The organism is Streptomyces sp. NPDC032745, assembly GCF_055579465.1.
Window position 1 is genome coordinate 88901 of sequence record NZ_JBVING010000017.1, and the last position, 20198, is coordinate 109098.

18 protein-coding genes and 1 tRNA gene are annotated in these 20198 nt (G+C 72.3%); 9 read left to right on the forward strand and 10 right to left on the reverse strand.

The features are described 5' to 3' along the window. Window positions 1-185: 185 nt before the first annotated feature. The 4 genes from ACZ5WG_RS33730 to ACZ5WG_RS33745 all read left to right on the forward strand — a co-directional run bounded on the left by ACZ5WG_RS33730 (window position 186) and on the right by ACZ5WG_RS33745 (window position 5335). A complete protein-coding gene (locus tag ACZ5WG_RS33730) occupies window positions 186-968 on the forward strand; it encodes an MIP/aquaporin family protein (RefSeq protein WP_468728200.1) in 783 nt (260 codons plus the stop codon). A gap of 75 nt (window positions 969-1043) precedes the next feature. Beyond that, a complete protein-coding gene (gene glpK, locus ACZ5WG_RS33735; protein WP_468728201.1) occupies window positions 1044-2570 on the forward strand; it encodes a glycerol kinase GlpK in 1527 nt (508 codons plus the stop codon). A gap of 37 nt (window positions 2571-2607) precedes the next feature. Beyond that, the gene (locus ACZ5WG_RS33740) at window positions 2608-4215 is read left to right on the forward strand and encodes a glycerol-3-phosphate dehydrogenase/oxidase (RefSeq protein ID WP_468728203.1); all 1608 of its coding nucleotides are present in this window, start codon (window positions 2608-2610) and stop codon (window positions 4213-4215) included. A gap of 127 nt (window positions 4216-4342) precedes the next feature. Further along, the gene (locus ACZ5WG_RS33745; protein ID WP_468728204.1) at window positions 4343-5335 is read left to right on the forward strand and encodes a PAC2 family protein; all 993 of its coding nucleotides are present in this window, start codon (window positions 4343-4345) and stop codon (window positions 5333-5335) included. A 132-nt stretch (window positions 5336-5467) separates the two neighbouring features. On the opposite strand, the gene mshC is transcribed toward ACZ5WG_RS33745, so the two are convergent. The 4 genes from mshC to ACZ5WG_RS33765 form a co-directional block, all read right to left on the reverse strand. Next, entirely contained in the window at window positions 5468-6697 is a 1230-nt protein-coding gene (mshC, locus tag ACZ5WG_RS33750; protein ID WP_468728205.1) for a cysteine--1-D-myo-inosityl 2-amino-2-deoxy-alpha-D-glucopyranoside ligase, read from the reverse strand. 110 nt (window positions 6698-6807) lie between these two features. Further along, on the reverse strand, window positions 6808-7674 hold the full coding sequence (locus ACZ5WG_RS33755; RefSeq protein ID WP_468728206.1) for an SCO1664 family protein: 867 nt from the start codon (window positions 7672-7674) through the stop codon (window positions 6808-6810). Continuing rightward, a complete protein-coding gene (locus ACZ5WG_RS33760; RefSeq protein WP_266668591.1) occupies window positions 7638-8228 on the reverse strand; it encodes a DUF3090 domain-containing protein in 591 nt (196 codons plus the stop codon). Before ACZ5WG_RS33760 ends, ACZ5WG_RS33755 begins: the two co-directional genes overlap by 37 nt. A gap of 133 nt (window positions 8229-8361) precedes the next feature. Continuing rightward, the gene (locus ACZ5WG_RS33765; RefSeq protein ID WP_468728207.1) at window positions 8362-9099 is read right to left on the reverse strand and encodes a histidine phosphatase family protein; all 738 of its coding nucleotides are present in this window, start codon (window positions 9097-9099) and stop codon (window positions 8362-8364) included. A 73-nt stretch (window positions 9100-9172) separates the two neighbouring features. On the opposite strand from ACZ5WG_RS33765, the gene ACZ5WG_RS33770 reads away from it, so the two are divergent. Then, complete coding sequence (locus ACZ5WG_RS33770; RefSeq protein WP_468728209.1) at window positions 9173-10165, forward strand: magnesium and cobalt transport protein CorA; 993 nt, start codon at window positions 9173-9175, stop codon at window positions 10163-10165. 12 nt (window positions 10166-10177) lie between these two features. Here ACZ5WG_RS33770 and ACZ5WG_RS33775 read toward each other — a convergent pair whose 3' ends face one another. Together ACZ5WG_RS33775 and ACZ5WG_RS33780 are read right to left on the reverse strand one after the other, a co-directional pair. Continuing rightward, window positions 10178-10966 carry a ferritin-like domain-containing protein gene (locus ACZ5WG_RS33775; protein ID WP_468728210.1) on the reverse strand — a complete coding sequence of 263 codons (789 nt, stop codon included), beginning with the start codon at window positions 10964-10966 and terminating at the stop codon, window positions 10178-10180. Between the two features lie 186 nt (window positions 10967-11152). Further along, complete coding sequence (locus ACZ5WG_RS33780) at window positions 11153-12202, reverse strand: LLM class F420-dependent oxidoreductase (RefSeq protein WP_468728211.1); 1050 nt, start codon at window positions 12200-12202, stop codon at window positions 11153-11155. 101 nt (window positions 12203-12303) lie between these two features. On the opposite strand from ACZ5WG_RS33780, the gene ACZ5WG_RS33785 reads away from it, so the two are divergent. Further along, complete coding sequence (locus tag ACZ5WG_RS33785; protein ID WP_468728213.1) at window positions 12304-13296, forward strand: aldo/keto reductase; 993 nt, start codon at window positions 12304-12306, stop codon at window positions 13294-13296. Between the two features lie 440 nt (window positions 13297-13736). Beyond that, complete coding sequence (locus ACZ5WG_RS33790) at window positions 13737-15893, forward strand: helix-hairpin-helix domain-containing protein (protein ID WP_468728364.1); 2157 nt, start codon at window positions 13737-13739, stop codon at window positions 15891-15893. Window positions 15894-15963: 70 nt separating this feature from the next. On the opposite strand, the gene ACZ5WG_RS33795 is transcribed toward ACZ5WG_RS33790, so the two are convergent. Further along, the gene (locus tag ACZ5WG_RS33795) at window positions 15964-16647 is read right to left on the reverse strand and encodes a hypothetical protein (protein ID WP_468728214.1); all 684 of its coding nucleotides are present in this window, start codon (window positions 16645-16647) and stop codon (window positions 15964-15966) included. 47 nt (window positions 16648-16694) lie between these two features. Between ACZ5WG_RS33795 and ACZ5WG_RS33800 the strand changes: the two genes are divergently transcribed. Next, complete coding sequence (locus ACZ5WG_RS33800) at window positions 16695-16883, forward strand: DUF5703 family protein (protein ID WP_031146791.1); 189 nt, start codon at window positions 16695-16697, stop codon at window positions 16881-16883. A 40-nt stretch (window positions 16884-16923) separates the two neighbouring features. Here the strand turns inward: ACZ5WG_RS33800 and ACZ5WG_RS33805 are convergent, their stop codons facing one another. The 3 genes from ACZ5WG_RS33805 to ACZ5WG_RS33815 form a co-directional block, all read right to left on the reverse strand. After that, window positions 16924-17805, reverse strand: coding sequence for a chaplin (locus ACZ5WG_RS33805; protein ID WP_468728215.1), 882 nt, complete (start codon window positions 17803-17805; stop codon window positions 16924-16926). 98 nt (window positions 17806-17903) lie between these two features. After that, a complete protein-coding gene (locus ACZ5WG_RS33810) occupies window positions 17904-18137 on the reverse strand; it encodes a chaplin (protein ID WP_468728216.1) in 234 nt (77 codons plus the stop codon). Between the two features lie 129 nt (window positions 18138-18266). After that, window positions 18267-19592, reverse strand: a complete 1326-nt coding sequence (locus ACZ5WG_RS33815; protein WP_030294289.1) for a M20/M25/M40 family metallo-hydrolase — start codon at window positions 19590-19592, stop codon at window positions 18267-18269. Window positions 19593-19761: 169 nt separating this feature from the next. Here ACZ5WG_RS33815 and ACZ5WG_RS33820 point away from each other — a divergent pair. Continuing rightward, window positions 19762-19849, forward strand: a tRNA-Leu gene (locus tag ACZ5WG_RS33820). The last annotated feature ends 349 nt before the right edge of the window (window positions 19850-20198 follow it).

Below are 20198 nucleotides of genomic sequence, written 5' to 3' on the forward strand. Positions count from 1 at the left end.
CGACCCTTGACGCGTTCTTCACCTGAGCGGAAAACTGCCGTTCATCGGTCGGCATTGTCGAACACCTACCGGCAATACGCGTTAGGGTGTGGCAAGGCCAAGGACCGGTGAACCACTCACCGAGTGCGCGGACCACCGGACGGGACCCGGTGTCCGCCCACCCCTGCAAGGCAAAGGAGTCGCGGGTGTCCACCTCCGACATCTTCATCGGCGAGACCATCGGTACCGCCCTGCTCACCCTGCTCGGCGGTGGCGTCTGCGCCGCCGTGACACTCAAGAGCTCCAAGGCCCGCAACGCAGGCTGGCTCGCCATCACGTTCGGCTGGGGTTTCGCCGTTCTGATCGCCGCCTACGTGGCCGCCCCGCTCTCCGGTGCGCACCTCAACCCGGCGGTCACCGTCGGTCTGGCCATCAAGACCGGCGACTGGAGCGACGTTCCGGTCTACTTCGCCGGAGAGCTCCTCGGCGCCATGCTCGGCGCCGTCCTGATGTGGGTCACGTACTACGGACAGTTCCGGGTGCACCTCTCGGACCCGGAGCACATCCGTGACGCCACGCTCGGCCCGGAGGACCCGCACCCGCACGACCAGGCCGGCCCGGTCCTCGGTGTCTTCTCCACCGGCCCCGAGATCCGCAACGTCGTCCAGAACCTCGTGACCGAGATCATCGGTACGTTCGTCCTCGTCCTGGCGATCCTGACCCAGGGCCTCCAGGACAACGGCAAGGGCCTGGGCGTCATCGGCGTCCTGATCACCTCCTTCGTCGTCGTCGGCATCGGCCTCTCGCTCGGCGGCCCGACCGGCTACGCCATCAACCCGGTACGCGACCTCGGTCCGCGCATCGTCCACGCCCTGCTGCCGCTTCCCAACAAGGGCGGCTCCGACTGGGGATACTCCTGGATCCCGGTGGTCGGCCCGCTCGCCGGTGCCGCCCTCGCCGGTGGTCTGTACAACATCGCGTTCGCCTGATCAGCATCGGCACGTATCGCAAGATCCGCACTGCCCACCTGATTCCGCCTGCCTAGACCTGCCAGGAGCAGCCACATGACCAGCAGCACCGGCCCCTTCATCGCCGCGATCGACCAGGGCACCACCTCCTCCCGCTGCATCGTCTTCGACCGCGACGGCCGCATCGTCGCCGTCGACCAGAAGGAGCACGAGCAGATCTTCCCGAAGCCGGGCTGGGTCGAGCACGACGCCACCGAGATCTGGACCAACGTCCAGGAGGTCGTCGCCGGGGCCATCGCCAAGGCCGAGATCACCGCCGCGGACGTCAAGGCCGTCGGCATCACCAACCAGCGCGAGACCACCGTCCTGTGGGACAAGAACACCGGCGAGCCGGTGCACAACGCGCTGGTCTGGCAGGACACCCGCACCGACGCCCTGTGCAAGGAGCTCGGCCGCAACGTCGGCCAGGACCGCTTCCGCCGCGAGACCGGCCTGCCGCTGGCGAGCTACTTCGCCGGTCCGAAGGCCCGCTGGCTGCTCGACAACGTCGAGGGCCTGCGCGAGCGCGCCGAGGCCGGCGACATCCTCTTCGGCACCATGGACTCGTGGGTCATCTGGAACCTCACCGGTGGCGCCCAGGGCGGTGTGCACGTCACGGACGTCACCAACGCCTCGCGCACCATGCTGATGAACCTGCACACCCTGGAGTGGGACGCCAAGATCGCGGAGTCCATGGAGGTGCCGCTCGACATCCTCCCCGAGATCAAGTCCTCCGCCGAGGTCTACGGCCACGTCAAGGACGGCGTCCTCGCCGGTGTCCCGGTCGCCTCGGCGCTCGGTGACCAGCAGGCCGCGCTCTTCGGCCAGACCTGTTTCGCCGAGGGCGAGGCAAAGTCCACGTACGGCACCGGCACGTTCATGCTGATGAACACCGGCGACAAGGTCATCAACTCCTACAGCGGCCTGCTGACCACGGTCGGCTACAAGATCGGCGACCAGAAGCCGGTCTACGCCCTGGAGGGCTCCATCGCCGTCACCGGCTCGCTCGTCCAGTGGATGCGCGACCAGATGGGCATGATCAAGACCGCGGCCGAGATCGAGACCCTCGCGCTCTCGGTCGACGACAACGGCGGCGCCTACTTCGTGCCGGCCTTCTCCGGCCTGTTCGCCCCGTACTGGCGCTCCGACGCCCGCGGTGTGATCGCCGGCCTCACCCGGTACGTCACCAAGGCGCACATCGCCCGTGCCGTCCTGGAGGCCACCGCCTGGCAGACCCGCGAGATCACCGACGCCATGACCAAGGACTCGGGCGTCGAGCTCGCGGCCCTCAAGGTCGACGGCGGCATGACCTCCAACAACCTGCTGATGCAGACCCTCTCCGACTTCGTGGACGCCCCCGTGGTCCGTCCCATGGTCGCGGAGACCACCTGCCTCGGCGCCGCCTACGCCGCCGGCCTGGCCGTCGGCTTCTGGCCCGACACCGACGCCCTGCGCGCCAACTGGCGCCGCGCGGCGGAGTGGACCCCGCGGATGCCCGCCGAGCAGCGGGACCGCGAGTACAAGAACTGGCTCAAGGCCGTCGAGCGGTCCATGGGCTGGATCGACGACGAAGACGCCAGCTGACGCACCAGCTGAGTCAATCGACGAGGAGCTAAGAGATATGAGCAGCCTGCAGAGCGTTCCCACCCTGGGCACGCACCCGACCGCCGGTTCGAACGCGAGCCGTGCCGAGACCCGTGAGCAGCTGGCCAAGGCCACGTACGACCTGCTGGTCATCGGCGGTGGAATCCTGGGCACCTCGGTGGCCTGGCACGCCGCGCAGTCGGGTCTGCGGGTTGCCATGGTGGACGCCGGCGACTTCGCCGGCGCCACCTCCTCGGCCTCCTCCAAGCTCGTCCACGGCGGCCTGCGCTACCTGCAGACCGGCGCGGTCAAGCTGGTCGCCGAGAACCACCACGAGCGCCGGGTGCTGGCCAAGGACGTGGCCCCGCACCTGGTCAACCCGCTCACCTTCTACCTGCCGGTCTACAAGGGCGGACCGGTCGGTGCGGCCAAGCTGGGCGCGGGCGTCTTCGCCTACTCCGCCCTCTCGGCCTTCGGCGACGGCATGGGCAAGGTCATATCCCCGGCCCGTGCCGCCGCCGACAACCCGGGCCTGAAGACGGACAACCTCAAGGCCGTCGCGGTCTACTACGACCACCAGATGAACGACTCCCGCGTCGCCGTCATGACGGTCCGCGCGGCCGTCGAGTCGGGCGCCGTCGTCCTCAACCACGCCGAGGTCACCGGCCTGCGCAAGACGCGCGGCCGGGTCTCCGGTGCCGAGCTCAAGGACCGCCTCGACGGCACCGAGTTCGGCGTCGACGCGCGCGTCGTGCTCAACGCCACCGGCCCGTGGGTGGACCACCTGCGGCGCATGGAAGACAAGCACTCGATGCCGTCGATCCGCCTCTCCAAGGGCGCGCACATCGTCATGAAGCGCAAGTCGCCGTGGAAGGCCGCCATGGCCACCCCGATCGACAAGTACCGCATCACCTTCGCCCTCCCGTGGGAGGACCAGCTGCTGCTCGGCACCACCGACGAGGTGTACGAGGGAGACCCGGCGGACGTGCGCGCCACCGAGTCCGACATCCAGCAGATCCTGGACGAGGCCGCATTCTCGGTGAAGGACGCCGACCTCGACCGCTCGCTGATGACGTACGCCTTCGCCGGCCTGCGGGTGCTGCCCGGCGGCCCCGGCGGCGTCGAGAAGGCCAAGCGCGAGACGGTCGTCTCCGAGGGCGCCGGCGGCATGCTGTCGGTGGCCGGCGGCAAGTGGACGACGTACCGGCACATCGGCCGCGTCGTCATGGACAAGCTGGCCAAGCTGCCCGGCAGCCCGCTCACCGACGACATGGAGCCGGTGAAGTCGCTCGTACGCCGGGTGCCGCTGCCCGGTGTCGCCAACCCGAACGCCGTCGCGCACCGCCTGCTGGTGGACCGCGAGCCCGGCACGCGGATGGACCCGCTGACCGCCCGCCACCTGGCCTCCCACTACGGCTCGCTGGCCTTCGACATCGCGCGCCTGGCGAACGAGGACGCGGCGCTGGCCGAGCGGATCCACCCGGACGGCCCGGAGATCTGGGCGCAGGTCGCCTACGCCCGCGACAACGAGTGGGCCGAGACGGTCGACGACGTGCTGCGCCGGCGCACCACGGTGACGATCCGCGGCCTGGACGACGAGTCCGTGCGCGCGCGGGTCGAGGAGATGCTGAGCCGCAAGGCATAGCTCTTACGCAGGTGGGGAAGAGGGGCGGTTCCGAGGGGAACCGCCCCTCTGTCGTGGGCTGTGGCTGGTGTCGTCTCAAGGCTTAGGCTGACCCACGTACGCAAGGGAACTTCGGAAGGAGACCTGGGTGATCGAGCTTGAGGGCGTGCCCGAGCTGATCGACCCGGTCATGGTGGCCGCGTTCGAGGGCTGGAACGACGCGGGTGACGCGGCCTCCGGTGCGGTCGCGCACCTGGACCGGGAGTGGAAGGGCGAGGTCTTCGCGGCGCTGGACGCCGAGGACTACTACGACTTCCAGGTCAACCGGCCGACGGTGTGGCTGGACAACGGGGTACGGAAGATCACGTGGCCGACGACGAGGCTGTCGGTGGTCCGGATCGGCGGCGCGAAGCCGCGTGACCTCGTCCTCGTACGGGGCATCGAACCGTCCATGCGGTGGCGGTCGTTCTGCAACGAGATCCTGGGCTTCGCGCACGAACTGGGCGTGGAGATGGTGGTGATCCTGGGGGCTCTGCTCGGGGACACCCCGCACACGCGGCCGGTACCGGTCAGCGGGGTCACCTCTGATCCGGACCTGGCGCGCACGATGGACCTGGAGGAGACGAAGTACGAGGGCCCGACCGGGATCGTGGGCATCCTCCAGGAGGCCTGCACCCACGCCGGGGTGCCCGCGGTGTCCCTGTGGGCGGCGGTCCCGCACTACGTCTCCCAGCCGCCGAACCCGAAGGCGACGCTGGCCCTGCTCAACCGGCTGGAGGATCTGATCGACATCCGCATCCCGCTGGGCGAACTCCCGGAGGACGCGCGGGCGTGGCAGCTCGGCGTGGACCAACTGGCCGCGGAGGACAGCGAGGTGGCGGAGTACGTCCAGACGCTGGAGGAGGCGCGGGACACGGCGGACCTGCCGGAGGCGTCGGGAGACGCCATCGCCCGGGAGTTCGAGCGGTACCTGCGGCGCCGCGACCCGGCGGGGCCCCCGGCCGAGGCGGGCGACGGCTCGTACCTCCGCGACACGAGCAGCGGCCTGACCCGCCCCCCGAAGCGCAAGCCGGACCCCGAGCCGGGCCCGTCGGGCGAGAGCCCGGAGCCGGACGAGGACGACACCCCGCCGGAGTCCTGACCGCGCGGGGGTCGCCGCTGCGCGGAGCCTCTCACCGGCCCCGCGCAGCGGCAGCACCGTCCGGCCGCGGAAAGGGCGATGCCCCCGGGCCGGGTGGCCGGGGGGGCATCGGCAGCAGGGCTGCGGGGGTGGCTACAGGGCCACGCCCAGGAGGGCGTCCACGGTGCGGGAGACCAGGCCGGGGGCCGACTCGTCGTCGCCGTCGGTGGCGTTCTGGAGCTCCACCCAGCGGTCCACGGCCGCCAGCGCCGCAGGGGCGTCCAGGTCGTTCGCCAGGGCCTCGCGGACCTCCTCGAGCACCGCGTCCGCCGCGATGCCGTCCGGCCGGGACACGGCCGCGCGCCAGCGCTCCAGACGCGCCACCGCCTGGTCGAGGACCTCGTCCGTCCACTCCCAGTCGGCCCGGTAGTGGTGCGAGAGCAGGGCGAGGCGGATCGCCGCCGGGTCCACCCCGGCGCGCCGCAGCGCGGAGACGAAGACCAGGTTGCCCTTCGACTTCGACATCTTCTCGCCGTGCAGCGCGACCATGCCCGCGTGCACGTACGCCTTGGCCATCGGGAACTCGCCCGTCAGCACCTGCGCGTGCGAGGCGCCCATCTCGTGGTGCGGGAACGCCAGGTCGGAGCCGCCGCCCTGGATGTCGAAGCCCATGCCCAGGTGGTCCAGGGCGATGGCGACGCACTCGATGTGCCAGCCGGGCCGGCCGCGGCCCAGGGAGGCGCCTTCCCAGCTCGGCTCGCCCGGACGCGCCGCCATCCACAGCATCGGGTCCAGCGGGTTCTTCTTCCCCGGGCGCTCCGGGTCGCCGCCGCGCTCCGCGGACAGCAGCCGCATCGCCTCGGCGTCCAGGCGGGAGACCTTGCCGAAGTTGGCGTCGGACTCGACCGAGAAGTAGATGTCGCCGTCCAGCTCGTACGCCGCTCCGGCGTCCCGCAGCCGCTCCACCAGCGGCACGATGCCCGGTATGGCCTCGACGGCGCCGATGTACTGCTGCGGGGGCAGCATCCGCAGGGCGGTCATGTCCTCGCGGAAGAGAGCCGTCTCGCGCTCCGCGAGCTCGGTCCAGTCCAGGTTGTCGCGCAGCGCCCGCTCCAGCAGCGGATCGTCTACGTCCGTCACGTTCTGGACGTAGTGGACCTGCCGCTTGGTGTCGAGCCACACGCGTTGCACGAGGTCGAACGCGTTGTAGGTCGCCGCGTGACCGATGTGGGTCGCGTCGTACGGAGTGATGCCGCAGACGTAGATACGGGCGACGGGACCGGGGGCGAGGGTGATCGTCCCCTGGGTCGCGGTGTCGTGGATCTGGAGGTCGCGGCCCTTGCCAGGCAGGGCGGGGACCTCAGAAGCGGGCCAGGCATGCATGTCTCGAGCCTAACCGGACGCGTGTTCCGAAAACGAACCGGACCTGCACTGTTGGCTTGATCAGCACTCTTGCGGTCTGGCTGATTCTGTGCGTGCCCGGCCCGTCCGGTTCAGACCGGCGGCCAGGGGATGGCGGGCCACTGCCCCGACGGCTGCGGATGCACCCCGGTGCGCAGCAGATGGGCCACCCGGGCCCGTACGGCGGCCAGCTCGACCGGTGTGATCAGTTCGGCCAGCCGGGTGGCGAGCGCCTCCCCGTCGGCCAGCCGGGCGGCCAGGGAGGCCAGCACCTCGCGCGCCTCGTCGGTCAGCGGTTCGCCCGCCCAGCCCCACAGCAGGGTCCGCAGCTTGTCCTCGCGGTGGAAGGTCACCCCGTGGTCGATGCCGTAGAGCCGCCCGTCGGGCGCGGGCAGCAGGTGGCCGCCCTTGCGGTCGCCGTTGTTGATCACGGCGTCGAGGACGGCGAGCCGGCGCAGCCGCGGGTCGTCGGCGTGCACGAGCAGCGCGGTGCGGCCCTCCCCGACATCGGCGAGGGCGACCGGCTTCCAGCCCTCCCCCGCCTCCTCGCCCTCGACGAGGGCCAGCAGACCGCTCTCGTCCGACTCCTCGGGATCTCCCGGCACCTCCTCGGCGGGCGCGGACTCGATCCACTGCTGGACCATGCCTTCGCCGTACGGCCCGTCGCGCAGCACGGTCGGCGGCACCAGGCCCCATCCCGTGGCCTCGGAGACCAGGTAGGCGGCGACCTCCCGCTGCGCGAGGTTCCCGTCGGGGAAGTCCCAGAGCGGGCGCTCCCCCTTGACCGGCTTGTACACGCAGTCGGCGCTGGCGCCCCCGTACGCCACCGTGCACAGCAGCACGGCGTTGGACGCCTCGCGGATCCGGCCGACGACGGTGAGCTCGCCCTTGGCGAGCAGCTCCTCAAGTTCCCCCGTGGCGGTCACGCCTGGCGCCGGTAGCCGTTCTGGCGCGGGCACACGTGGCCCTCGGGATCCAGCGGCAGGCTGCACAGCGGGCACGGCGGCCGGCCGGCGTTGACCACGTCCAGGGCCCGCTTGGCGAAGGCCCGGGCCTGGGCGCCGGTGAGGCGGACCCGCAGCATCGGCGGGCCGTTCTCCTCGTCCTGGAGCAGCCGCTCCTCCGCCTCGGCGAGATCCTCCTCCGAGTCGGCGTCGAGTTCCACCAGAGCCTGCGCCTCGACGATCATCCGCTGTTCCTCGCCGTCCCAGGCCAGGGCCATGGTGCCGACGCGGAACTCCTCGTCGACCGGGACGTCCAGCGGCGCGGTGTCGGTGGCCTCGGCGGGGGCGACGGCCGGGACCGGGGCATTGCCCCCGGTGCGCCGTACGACCTCGTCCAGCAGCTCGTCCATCCGCTCGGCCAGCGCCGCGACCTGGGTCTTCTCCAGGGAGACGCTGGTGACGCGGGGGCCGGACGAGGCCTGCAGGAAGAACGTACGGCGTCCCGGAAGGCCGACCGTGCCGGCCACGAAGCGGTCCGGCGGATCGTAGAGGAACACCTGACGGGGCACGTCCAGTCTCCAAGTCTCGGCGGCAGGGGCATGGCTGCGCGCGTGTGGCTGCTCTTGTGGCTGTGCTCGCGGAGCCGTGCTCGCCCCGCCGTGCTCGTTTATTTGGGCCAGTCCACCCTACTGCGCCGTTCGATCACGCCGCGCCCGCGCCGCCGCCCACGACGGCGTTCCCGCCGTCTTCGGTCGCGCTTTCGAAGGTCTCCGTTTCCGCCGCGGCCGCGTCCGGTGCACGGGCCGGGCGCGGCGCGAGCGAGCCGAAGTCCCCGGTGTCGCCGAGCCGGAGCAGGAACGGGCGTGTCGGCGTGTAGCGGACGGCCGTCACCGAGCAGGGGTCCACGTGGATGCGCTGGAAGAGGTCCAGGTGCATGCCCAGGGCGTCCGCGACAAGGGACTTGATGACGTCGCCGTGCGAGCACATGAGGAAGACGGCGTCGCTCCCGTGCTCCTCCTCGATCCGCGCGTTCCACTCCCGTACGGCGTCCACGGCGCGCGCCTGCATGGCGCGCATGGACTCCCCGCCCGGGAAGGCTGCGGCCGAGGGGTGCTGCTGGACGATCTTCATCAGCGGTTCGTCGTTGAGCTCCGAGAGCTTGCGGTTCGACCAGTCGCCGTAGTGGCATTCGCCGATCCGGTCGTCGGTCTGCAGCTCCAGCTCCGGGCGTGCGGCCAGCAGCGGGGCGAGGGTCTCCCGGCAGCGCTGCAGCGGGCTGCTGACGGCTGCGGCGAGCGGCACCGCGGCGAGCCGCCCGGGCAGCGCCGCCGCCTGCTCGGTGCCGCGCTCGTCGAGGGCCACTCCCGGGGTCCATCCGGCGAGCAGCCCTGCGGTGTTGGCGGTGGACCGCCCGTGTCGTACCAGGATCAGCGTGGCCATGACGCAAAGCCTAAGGGCGGAAGCAGCGGGGCGCGGTGCCCCTCGGGTGCGGGCCGGGCGCGGGCAGGGGAGAATGCCCCTCGTGATTGTCGACTGCGCCATGTACCGGGACGGCCGCCGTTCGCCTGCGCCCGAGGACCTCTCGGACGCCCTCGACGAGGCGCGGGCGAGCGGTGACGCCTTTCTCTGGATCGGCATGTACGAGCCGACGGAGGAGGAATTCGAGCACGTCAGCCACGAGTTCCGGCTCCACAAGCTGGCGGTGGAGGACGCGCTGACCGCGCACCAGCGCCCCAAGCTCGAGGTGTACGACGACTCGCTGTTCGTCGTCCTCAAGCCGGTGACGTACGACGACGACACCGACACGGTGACCGCGGGCGAGCTGATGCTCTTCATCGGCGACTCCTTCGTGGTCACGGTCCGGCACGGCGAGGGGGCTGCGCTGGCCGCCGTACGCCACCGCCTGGAGCAGGAGCCGGAGGTCCTGCGGCACGGTCCGACGGCGGTGCTGTACGCGGTGTCCGACGCGGTGGTCGACCACTACATCGAGGTCGCGGCCGAGCTCCAGGCCGACCTGGAGGAGGTGGAGGCGGACGTCTTCGCGCCGACCGCCACGGACACGAAGAACACCGCCGCCCGGATCTACGGGTTCAAGCGGCAGGTGCTGGAGTTCCGCCGGGCGACGAGCCCGCTGCTCCAGCCGATGGACCGCCTCGCCTTCGGGAACGTGCCCTTCGTGCACGAGCACGCGCAGCCGTTCTTCCGCGACGTCGCCGACCACCTGACGAAGGCGAGCGAGTACATCGAGGGCCTGGACCGGCTGCTGTCGGACGCACTGTCCGCGCACCTGGCGCAGATGGGCGTCCGGCAGAACGACGACATGCGCAAGATCTCGGCCTGGGCGGCGATGGCGGCCGTCCCGACGATGGTGGCGGGGATCTACGGAATGAACTTCGATCACATGTGGGAGCTGCGGCAGCCCTGGGGCTATCCCCTGGTGCTCATGGTGATGGTGGGCGTCTGTCTGGGCCTGCACCGCATGTTCAAGTCCCGCGGCTGGCTGTAGCGCAAGCGCCTCCTACGCGTACTCGGGCGCGGTTACCGGTACGCCGCCCAGCGCGTTGCGCCGCTCCGGCAGGCTCAGGCTGATCATCCGGTGCCAGCCGGCGAACCGCTCGTACGCGTACAGGCCGCGGATCCCGGCGGCCAGCGCGGCCGCCTTGGGCGCGGGCCAGCGCAGCAGCCGGCCCATGTGGCCCATGACGGCGAGGCTCACGTCCCGGTAGATGGAGATCTCGGCGAGGGCGCTCTCGCGCAGCACCTGCTGGATGGTCCGGCCGTGCCCCTGGCGCGCGAGGCGGAGCAGCTCCTCGTGGCAGTAGGCGAGGTGGTTGTCCTCGTCGTGGCTGATCATGCGGATGGCCTTGCCGACCTCGGGGTGGTCCCCGAACTGCCGCAGGAGCATGACCATCTGGTCGGCGGCGCGCTGTTCGGTGACCCGGCTGTGCGAGAGGTAGACGACGATGTCCCGCTCGGTCAGCGGCTCCGCCCGGCGCAGCTTCTCGTGCGCGAGGCCGATGCCGCGCCGCTCCAGCAGCATCGTGTAGTCGGTCTCGGGCGGCACGGGGACGGGCGGCAGGCCGCGCTTGCGGAGCAGGGCCTGGAAGATCCGGCCGTGCTTGTCCTCGTCGGCGCCGTGCCGGATGATCTTGGGTGCCAGCTCGCGCATGCTGTCGGGCACCAGGGCCGCGATCCTCGCGTTCTCCCAGCCGCCCTGGGACTCCCCGCTGGCGGCGATGGAGCAGAACAGCTGGAACGAGTCGTCGTTGTCGACGATCTCCTGGAACAGGCTGCGGGCAGAGAGCATGCATCGAGTCAACGGCCGATCCGGGGGCCGGGCAACCGATGGGTCGCGCTGATCGGCCGAATGAACGATGCGAAGGGGTGCGTGCGGGCGTAACCCGGAGGGTGCCGCCCGCGTTGTTGACTGTGTCGGCCGTGGCGGGGAAGACCCCCGAGCCCCCACCACGGCCGCAGGCCCTGTTCCTGATGCCTATGCCAGGCCGGCGCGCTCCATGGCCTCCGTACCCGCCCGCAGGGCGGTGATCCGCTCGTCCAGGGTGAACCCGGCCGGGGCGAGCGTGAGGGTGGTGACCCCGGCCTCGGCGTAGGCCCGCATCCCGTCCGCGATCCGGTCGACGGAGCCGAGCAGGGTCGTGGAGTCGATCAGCGAGTGCGGGACGGCCTCCGCGGCGCCCGTCTTGTCGCCCCCCAGGTACTTGTCCTGGATCTCGGCGGCTTCCTTCTCATAGCCCATGCGCTGGGCTAGCTGGTTGTAGAAGTTCTGCTTCCGGCTGCCCATGCCGCCGACGTACAGGGCCGTGTACGGGCGGAACATGTCGGCGAGGGCGGTCACGTCGTCGCCGACGGCCAGCGGCACGGTCGGGCAGACGTCGAAGCCCTCCATGGTCAGCCCGGCCTTCTCGCGGCCCGCCCGGATGTGGGTGAGCGCGGTGGCCTCGAGGTGCTCGGCGGCCGGGAAGATGAGCAGGGCGCCGTCGGCGATCTCGCCGGTCTGCTCCAGGTTCTTCGGCCCGATGGCGGCGATGTAGAGCGGGATGTGCTCGCGCTCCGGGTGCACGGTGAGCTTGATCGGCTTGCCGGGGCCGCCGGGCAGCGGCAGCGTCCAGTGCTCGCCCTCGTAGCTGAGGCGCTCGCGGGTCATCGCCTTGCGGACGATCTCCACGTACTCCCGGGTGCGGGCGAGCGGCTTGTCGAACTTGACGCCGTACCAGCCCTCGGAGACCTGGGGGCCGGAGACGCCGAGGCCGAGCCGGAAGCGGCCCTTGGTGAGGGAGTCGAGGGTGGCGGCCGTCATGGCGGTCATCGCGGGCTGGCGGGCCGGGATCTGCATGATCGCGGAGCCGACGTCGATGCGCTCGGTCTGGGCGGCGACCCAGGCGAGCACGGTCGGGGCGTCGGAGCCGTAGGCCTCCGCGGCCCAGCAGACGTCGTAGCCGAGGCGGTCCGCCTCCTGGGCCACGGCGAGGTTGTCGGCGTCCATGCCAGCGCCCCAGTAGCCGAGATTGATGCCGAGCCGCATGTGTCGTCCCCTTACCGGTTTACCGATCAGTAACGTAGGTCTGCGGGGGACTGTAGCGCGCCAGGGCTCCCCGCGTCAGTGCCCCAGTAGTCTCAGCGGTCATGGAGCAGAGGCATCTCGGCCGCACCGGACTGCGCGTGTCCCGGATCGGCCTCGGCACCCTGACCTGGGGCCGTTCCACGGAGGGACCGGACGAGTCGGGCGCTGCCGAGCAGTTGAAGACGTTCTGGGAGGCGGGCGGCACGCTGGTCGACACCGCCGACGTGTACGGAGGCGGTGAGGCGGAGTACCTCCTGGGACAGTTGATCGACGGGCTGGTCCCGCGCCGGGACCTGGTGATCGCGACGAAGTCGGGTTCCGTACGGGACCCGGACCGCCGGTTCAACGGCTCGCGCGGCCATCTCCTGTCGGCGCTGGACGACTCACTGGCCCGCCTGGGCACCGACTACGTGGACCTCTGGCAGGTCCATGCCTTCGACCCGGGGACCCCGCTGGAGGAAACCCTCCAGGCCTTGGACCTGGCGGTGAGCAGCGGCCGGGCCCGGTACGCGGGGGTGGCGGGCTTCTCCGGCTGGCAGCTGGCGAAGGCGGCGACGTGGCAGCTGGCCGCGCCGGGGCTGCGGACGCGGCTGGCGTCGGCGCAGATGGAGTACTCGCTGCTCCAGCGGGGCGTGGAACGCGAGGTCCTGCCGGCGGCGCTGGACCTGGGCGTCGGGCTGCTCCCTTCCTCTCCCCTGGGGCGGGGGGTGCTGACGGGGAAGTACCGGGACGGCATCCCGGCGGACTCGCGGGGGGCCTCGCCGACCATGGCGGGCTTCGTGGACCCGTACCTGGACGAGACTGCGGGCGGCATCGTGGACGCGGTGGCGACGGCGGCCCAGGGGCTGGCGGTGACCCCGCTCCAGGTGGCCCTGGCGTGGATCCGGGACCGGCCGGGGGTGGTCGCGCCGATCGTGGGCGCGCGGACGTCCGCGCAGCTCAGCGAGGCGTTGTCGGTGGAGCCCCTTACTCTTCCGGAGGAGATCTGCCGGGCCCTGGACGATGTGTCGGCGCCCGTGCACCGCTATCCCGACCACGACTGGAGCACGCTGTGAGCACGGACCGCCAAGCCGCGCAAGCCGCTTCCGCGGCCCCCCCGCCCACCCCCGACGCGAACCCGGCAGAACCGCAGCCCGCCGCCGACGCAGAACCGGCAGAACCGCAGCCCACCCCCGACGCGAACCCGGCAGAACCGCAGAGCGCCGCCGACGCAGAACCGGCGAACCCGCAGCCCGCCGCCGACGCGGAACCGGCAAACCCGCAGCCCGCCGCCGACGCGGAACCGGCAGAACCGCAGCCCACCGGGGGCGCGGAACCGGCAGAGCCGCAGAGCGCCGGAGAAGCCGGGCGCAAGGCCGGCGGCCCTGCGGCGGAGCCGCGGGAGGCCGAAGGCGGGGCCCACTCCGGCGAAGCCGCGCGTGCGGGAGCGGCGCAGGCGCCGGGCGCCGACGGCGGGGGGCCGGGGGCGCAGCCCCCGGTTTCGGGAAGGGGCGGGGTGGGGGAAAGCCCCGCAGGGACGGGCACCGGCGAACCGTCCGCCGACCACGGCCCCGCCGCCGGGCCCGACGATGCCGAGGCGCCCGCCGCGGCCGACGGCGGCACCGGCAGACCGGAGGCCGGGCCGGCGGCCGGGGACCCGCAGCACGACGCCGCGGCGGAGCCGGGGGCCGACGGCGGCCCCGCGGAAGCGGGCACCGCTGCCGCGGAGGGCGAGGCCGCGCCCGTGCTCAGCGAGGCCGAGGCGGAGCTGGCCGCGCAGAAGATCGAACGGGAGCGCATCGCCCGCCGGAAGGCGGAACGGCAGGGCCCCGTCGACGCCGGAGCCAAGCTCAGCGGGAAGGCCGCCGATCTGCTGGCCGCCGTACGGGCCGTGGAGAGCGGGGAGAAGCCCTCCCCGGTGTACTTCGACGAGGCCCCGACGGCGCCCCGCAAGCCCGCGGCCCCCGCCGCGCAACCGGCAGCCCCCCGTCCCGCTCCCCCGGCCCCCACCGCCGCCGGTATCGAGGGCGTGCGCTCGGTACTGGCTCGCGGCGGCGCCCCCGAGGCGCTGGCCGCACCCGCCGCCACCGCCCTCGGCGAAGACGCCGCGGAGCAGCTCGCCCACGACCCCTGGCGGCTCCTCGCCGTGGCCGGCGTCCGTCCCACCCAGGCCGACGGCTTCGCCCGGGCCCTGCTCGGCCCCGAGGCCGGTCCCGGTGACGAGCGGCGTGCCGCCGCCCTCGTGGGCTGGCTGCTGGAGCAGGCCGCACTCAAGGGGCACACCGCTCTGGAGGCCCCCACCCTGGAATCCGCCCTCTCCCAGTACGGCGTCCCGGATCCCGCCGCGTCCCTGGAGCAGGCCATCGGCGAGGGCACCGTCCTCGTCTTCCACGAACCGCTCGGCCCGCCCGTCGCCGAAGGCGAGGAACAGCCCGTACGCGTCCTCGTCGGCCTCGAGGGGTACGCGCTCGCCGAGGAGAGCCTGGCCGACGGCCTGGCGCGGCTGGCCAACACCTTCAACGACCCGGCGGACTGGGAGAAGGCCGCGGCCACCGGCCCCGGCGCCGACCTGATCCGCGCCGTCTCCGGCCACGGCCTGGTCACCCACACCGGCGGCGAAGCCGCCCGCGCCGAGCCGCTGGCCCTGCTGGCGGCCGCCCGCGACCTGGGCCTGCGCGTCTGCCTGGCCGCGCACACCCCCGCGCAGGGCGCCGTCACCGTGTCCGGGCTGCTCGCCGGCACGGAGGGGCCCGGGCGGGACGCGGACGGGCAGTTCGCACTGGACCTGCTCGTGGTCCTCGACGCCCCGCAGCTGGACGTGGAGACCGCCGCCGCGCTCGTCGAGTCCGTCCCCGACGGGGCCCGGCTGGTGCTGTCCGGGGACCCCGGGGTGCTCGGGTCCGCCGGGCCCGGGCGGGTGTTCGGCGATGTGCTGGCGGCCCGCGCCTGCCCGCAGCTGGTCTCCCGCATCCCCGACCCGGGCCCGATCGGCGAGCTGGTCTCCGGGGTCGGGATCGGGGAGCTGAACCAGGTCGACGCCCCCGGCCGGGAGGTCGTCATCGTCCCGGTGCGCGACGCCGGGGAGGCCGTGCACCGCGCCGTGCAGCTGGTGGCCGAGTCGGTGCCGCGCGCCTTCGGGATCCCGGCGGACGCCGTCCAGGTGATCACCCCGGGCCACGGCGGCTCGGCGGGCACCCGGGCGCTGAACGCGGCCCTGAAGGAGCGGCTGAACCCGGGCCCCGGCCGGTTCGGCGGCTTCGACCCCGGCGACCGCGTCGTCCACGTGCCCTCGCCCGGGCGGGCCGTGCCGGCCCGGGTGGTGTCGGCCGATGCGCAGGGGCTGCACCTGGACGCCGCGGGCGCGCGGATCGTCGTACCGAAGGAGCAGGTGGAGTCGCATGTGCGGCACGGCTGGGCGGTGACGGCGCACCAGGCCGTCGGCGCCCGCTGGCCGGCCGTGGTCGTCGTCCTGCCCGGTGACGCGGCCCAGGCCCTCTCCCGGGACTGGGTGTACACGGCGTTCGGGCGGGCGGAGCGGCACCTGTCCGTGGTGCACGGCGTCGACCAGGCGCTGCCGCGCGCGGTCGCGGAGGTGCTGCCGAAGCCGCGCACGACGCGGCTGACCGGCCTCCTGCGCGCCCTCGCGGCCGCGGCGCAGGACCAGCCGGAGTAACCCCGCATACGACACCGCGGCCCCCGCCCTGTCCGGGACGGGGGCCGCGGTTGTCGTGCGCGGGCCGGGATCAGGCGGGTGTCAGGCCGGGCTGGGCCGCCTGGCCGCCCGCTTCCTCCGCATCGTCCGCGTCTTCCTCGTCGTCGAAATCGTCGGCTTCCTCGTCGAAGACGGAGCTGACGTCGAACCGGTGCAGTACGTCCTGGGGGTCGGTGTGCCCGAAGGGCGAGCCCAGCCACTCCCCCGGTTCCGCGACCTCCTCCGAGGCCGCGATCCAGAGCGTGGAGTCCCCCTCCTCCAGACCGAACTCCTTGTAGCGGGAGGCGATCTCGTCGGGCTCGTACTCCCCGAAGAGCACGCCCAGCGCACCTGCCGTGCCGCCGTCGAAGGCGAGCTCGGCCTCCCGGTCGTGCGCGGCCACCCGCTCGGCCTGGGCGATCAGCCTCGGCGGTTCGACGACGGCGTAGTCGCGGCGGATGAGCACGCTGAAGGCCGCGGGCTCGGCCGGCCCGGTGTACGGGACACCGTCCTCGGGCGTGGGGATCTCGAAGGGGGTGACCTCGTCGTACCGGTCGTAGAGGAGTTCGTCGTACTCCTCGGCAGCGGCGGCGAGTTCGTTGAAAGCGGCGTAGACGGCCGGGTCCTCGTCCCCGATCCTGCTCTCGACCGCGGCGAGGTGGCGGTCGAGCGCGGCCTTGACCGCCTCGGCGGCGGCGCGTACCTCGGCAACACTGGGCAGAGCGGCATCAGACATAGTGCAGACGCTATCCGTAGCAGGGCTCTGCCCGCACAATAGATGCGATGCCGGAATACGAATTTGTCGACGTGTACGTGCCCCGCGGTGTGCCCCGCAAGGAGGCGACCCGCCTGCTCACCGACCATGCCGAGTACGGGAACTGGGAACTCGACCGGCTCACCCTGCATCGGGACGGCAGCCGTCGTGTGCGGCTGCGCCGCCGGATCATCCGTCAGGTCCGCGCGACCTGGTGACGCGGGCCCCGGGTCGGGGCCCGCGTCGTGAAGGCGCCCGTCAGGCCGCGTTGCGGGAGCGCCGGTAGAGCACGGCACCGGCCAGCAGCGTGCCGGCGGCGAGCGGGAGGCCCACGCCGAGGACGTCTCCTGCGCCGGTGGCGGCGAGCCCCGCGTGCTGAGCGGGCGTGATCCCGGTTCCGGTCCCCTGGCCGGGGTGGGTGCCGGGCGTGACACTGCCGGAGCCGGGGCCGGTGGAGCCACCGGGCCGGCCGGGCGCACCCGGAGTGCCGGGCTGACCGGGGTTGCCGGGCGTGCCCGGGTTACCGGGGTTGCCGGGCTGGCCGGGCTGGCCAGGAGTTCCGGGGTTGCCGGGCTGGCCGGGCTGGCCAGGAGTTCCGGGGTTGCCGGGCTGGCCGGGCTGGCCGGGCTGGCCAGGAGTTCCGGGGTTGCCGGGCTGGCCGGGATTGCCGGGCGTACCCGGGTGTCCGGGGGTCCCGGGGTTGCCCGGGTGTCCGGGGGTCCCGGGGTTGCCCGGGTGTCCGGGGTGACCCGGCGTGCCGGGGTTACCCGGGTGGCCCGGGTGGTTCGGCTCGTCCTCGTCACACGGCTCGTCCGGCTCCTCGGGCTGGCCGGGGGTCCCGGGATCGCCCGGGTGACCGGGATTGCCCGGGTGTCCCGGATTGCCGGTGTGGTGGTCCGGCGTGGCCGAGTGGTTCGAACAGCGGTTCCCGAAGGCCGGGTTCAGCAGCCCCACGACCGAGACGGTGTTGCCGCAGGCGTTCACCGGAACATCCACGGGTGCCTGGACGGTGTTCCCGGACAGCACGCCCGGAGAGTTCGCGGCATGGCCGGACGCGCCGGAGTCCGCGTGTGCGTAGCCCCCACCCAGCGCGAGCACACCCCCCGCGGCCGCCATGGTGATCAGGACTTTGCGTCGCATGTGTTGTCATCCCCCTGCTGTGTACGAACAGCCGGGCCCTGAAGCCCGGCGGCCCCGGAGCGCTGGAATGCGCTCCGGGGCCCAAGACTTCAGACGCGTCAGGCGTTGACGCAGGTGTTGCCGAAGGCCGGGTTCAGCAGGCCGACGATGTTGACCGTGTTGCCGCAGACGTTCACGGGAATGTGAACCGGGACCTGGACGACGTTGCCGGACAGGACACCGGGGGACCCGATGGCCGCACCCTGGGCAGTCGCGTCGGCGTGGGCCAGGCCCGCACCCGCGAGAACCAGACCACCGGTGGCAGCCGCAGCGGCGACAACCTTCTTGAACATTGTTCCTCCTAGTTGGCAATGCGGTCCCAGCCGCGGACCGCACCACCTGTAACGAGGAGGCATCACCAGGGCTACGAGCGTATGAGCGCATTCACTCTTCTCAGTGGAAAACGCACACCTTCCCGAATCTCAGCAGTTGTCAATGAATCGGTCGAGCACGCGCACGCCGAACTTCAGCCCGTCCACCGGCACCCGCTCGTCGACTCCGTGGAACATCCCGGCGAAGTCCAGCTCCGGCGGCAGCTGCAGCGGGGCGAAGCCGAAGCAGCGGATGCCGAGGTCGTCGAAGGACTTGGCGTCCGTGCCGCCCGACAGCATGTACGGGACCGCCCGCGCGATCGGGTCCTCGGCCTTGAGGGCGCCCTGCATGGCGTCGACGAGCTTCCCGTCGAAGTCCGTCTCGAGGGCCTTGTCCCCGTGCACGTCCTCCCGCTTCACGCGCGGGCCGAGGATCCGGTCGAGGTCGGCGAAGAACTCGTCCTCGTAGCCGGGCAGGAAGCGGCCGTCGACGTGCGCGGTGGCCTGGCCGGGGATGACGTTCACCTTGTAGCCGGCGCCGAGCATGGTCGGGGCGGCCGAGTTCCGCAGCGTCGCGCCGACCATCTTGGCGATGCCGCCGAGCTTGGCCAGCGTCGCGTCCATGTCGTCCGGGTCGAGCGGGGTGCCGAGCGCGTCGGAGAGCTCGTCCAGGAACGACCGCACGGTCTTGGTGACCCTGACCGGCCACTGGTGGCGGCCGAGCCGGCCCACGGCCTCGCAGAGCTCCGTGATGGCGTTGTCGTTGTTCGTCATCGAGCCGTGTCCCGCGGTGCCGTCCACCGTGAGCCGCATCCAGTGCATGCCCTTCTGGGCGGTCTCCACCAGGTACAGCCGCAGGTTCTCGTTGACGGTGAACGAGAAGCCGCCGACCTCGCCGATCGCCTCGGTGACCCCCTCGAACAGCCCGGGGTGCTTGTCCACGAGGTGCCGGGCGCCGTACACGCCACCCGCCTCCTCGTCGGCGAGGAAGGCCAGGACGATGTCCCGCGGGGGCTTGCGGCCGCTGCGCAGCCGGTCGCGTACGACGGCCAGCGTCATCGCGTCCATGTCCTTCATGTCGACGGCGCCGCGGCCCCACACGCAGCCGTCGGCGATCTCGCCCGCGAAGGGGTCGTAGGTCCAGTCGGCGGCGTTCGCCGGCACGACGTCGGTGTGCCCGTGGATCAGCAGTGCCGGCCTCGACGGGTCCTCCCCCTCGATGCGCGCGACGGTCGAGGCGCGCCCCTTGTGGGACTCGAAGATCTGCGGCTCCAGCCCGACCTCGGCGAGCTTCTCCGCGACCCACTCGGCCGCCTTGCGCTCGCCGGGGCCGGAGTGGTCTCCGTAGTTGCTGGTGTCGATCCGGATGAGGTCCCGGCAGAGGTCGACGACCTCGTCCTCGCCGGAAACGGTCCTGCCCGCGCTCGACTCGCTCACGCTGCTTCCTCCCACTGATCGGTGCCGACTGCCTCCCCATCCTCGCGCGTGGGACGGCTCTCCCCAAGGGCGATCCCCGGCCGTCGGGGGGTGTGATCGAGGACCCCGGAATGTTTGGTAATGTTTTCCACGTCGGAACGGCCCGCGAGGGACGCGAGACAGACACCTTGTCCGGGTGGCGGAATGGCAGACGCGCTAGCTTGAGGTGCTAGTGCCCTTTATCGGGCGTGGGGGTTCAAGTCCCCCCTCGGACACCAGCGGAAGACCCCAGTTCATCTGGGGTCTTTCTGTTTTCCTGGACCTGCCGGCACTCCGCGCAGCCCACCGCGTGACCCGCGAGGCCAGGCACTTCCCGGACCGGCGGCGGGACGCACCGCGAGACCGACCGTCCGGGGATCTCGGATCAGGCCGCCCCGCGGGCGGGGCCGATCGGGCCCACCCCCGTCACCAAGCGTCCGGCAGGCGAGCCCGCCCGCATGACCGGCACACCGTGCGCCCCACCCGGCCCTCACCCACGAACGGGCCCGGTGTGGTCTGCGAGGTACCGGGAACCTCCCGGCGCACCGGCCGCGCCGGCGACGACCTCGCCCGCGCGGCGGAATAGAT

What these genes read in the sequence shown, in the direction of transcription:
- ACZ5WG_RS33770 (WP_468728209.1), top strand. Translation starts at nt 9,173, where the DNA reads ATGCCCCTCGTGATTGTCGACTGCGCCATGTACCGGGACGGCCGCCGT.
- mshC (WP_468728205.1), bottom strand. Translation starts at nt 6,697, where the DNA reads ATGCATGCCTGGCCCGCTTCTGAGGTCCCCGCCCTGCCTGGCAAGGGC.
- ACZ5WG_RS33765 (WP_468728207.1), bottom strand. Translation starts at nt 9,099, where the DNA reads ATGGCCACGCTGATCCTGGTACGACACGGGCGGTCCACCGCCAACACC.
- ACZ5WG_RS33795 (WP_468728214.1), bottom strand. Translation starts at nt 16,647, where the DNA reads ATGTCTGATGCCGCTCTGCCCAGTGTTGCCGAGGTACGCGCCGCCGCC.
- ACZ5WG_RS33780 (WP_468728211.1), bottom strand. Translation starts at nt 12,202, where the DNA reads ATGCGGCTCGGCATCAATCTCGGCTACTGGGGCGCTGGCATGGACGCC.
- ACZ5WG_RS33775 (WP_468728210.1), bottom strand. Translation starts at nt 10,966, where the DNA reads ATGCTCTCTGCCCGCAGCCTGTTCCAGGAGATCGTCGACAACGACGAC.
- ACZ5WG_RS33785 (WP_468728213.1), top strand. Translation starts at nt 12,304, where the DNA reads ATGGAGCAGAGGCATCTCGGCCGCACCGGACTGCGCGTGTCCCGGATC.
- ACZ5WG_RS33805 (WP_468728215.1), bottom strand. Translation starts at nt 17,805, where the DNA reads ATGCGACGCAAAGTCCTGATCACCATGGCGGCCGCGGGGGGTGTGCTC.
- glpK (WP_468728201.1), top strand. Translation starts at nt 1,044, where the DNA reads ATGACCAGCAGCACCGGCCCCTTCATCGCCGCGATCGACCAGGGCACC.
- ACZ5WG_RS33740 (WP_468728203.1), top strand. Translation starts at nt 2,608, where the DNA reads ATGAGCAGCCTGCAGAGCGTTCCCACCCTGGGCACGCACCCGACCGCC.
- ACZ5WG_RS33800 (WP_031146791.1), top strand. Translation starts at nt 16,695, where the DNA reads ATGCCGGAATACGAATTTGTCGACGTGTACGTGCCCCGCGGTGTGCCC.
- ACZ5WG_RS33810 (WP_468728216.1), bottom strand. Translation starts at nt 18,137, where the DNA reads ATGTTCAAGAAGGTTGTCGCCGCTGCGGCTGCCACCGGTGGTCTGGTT.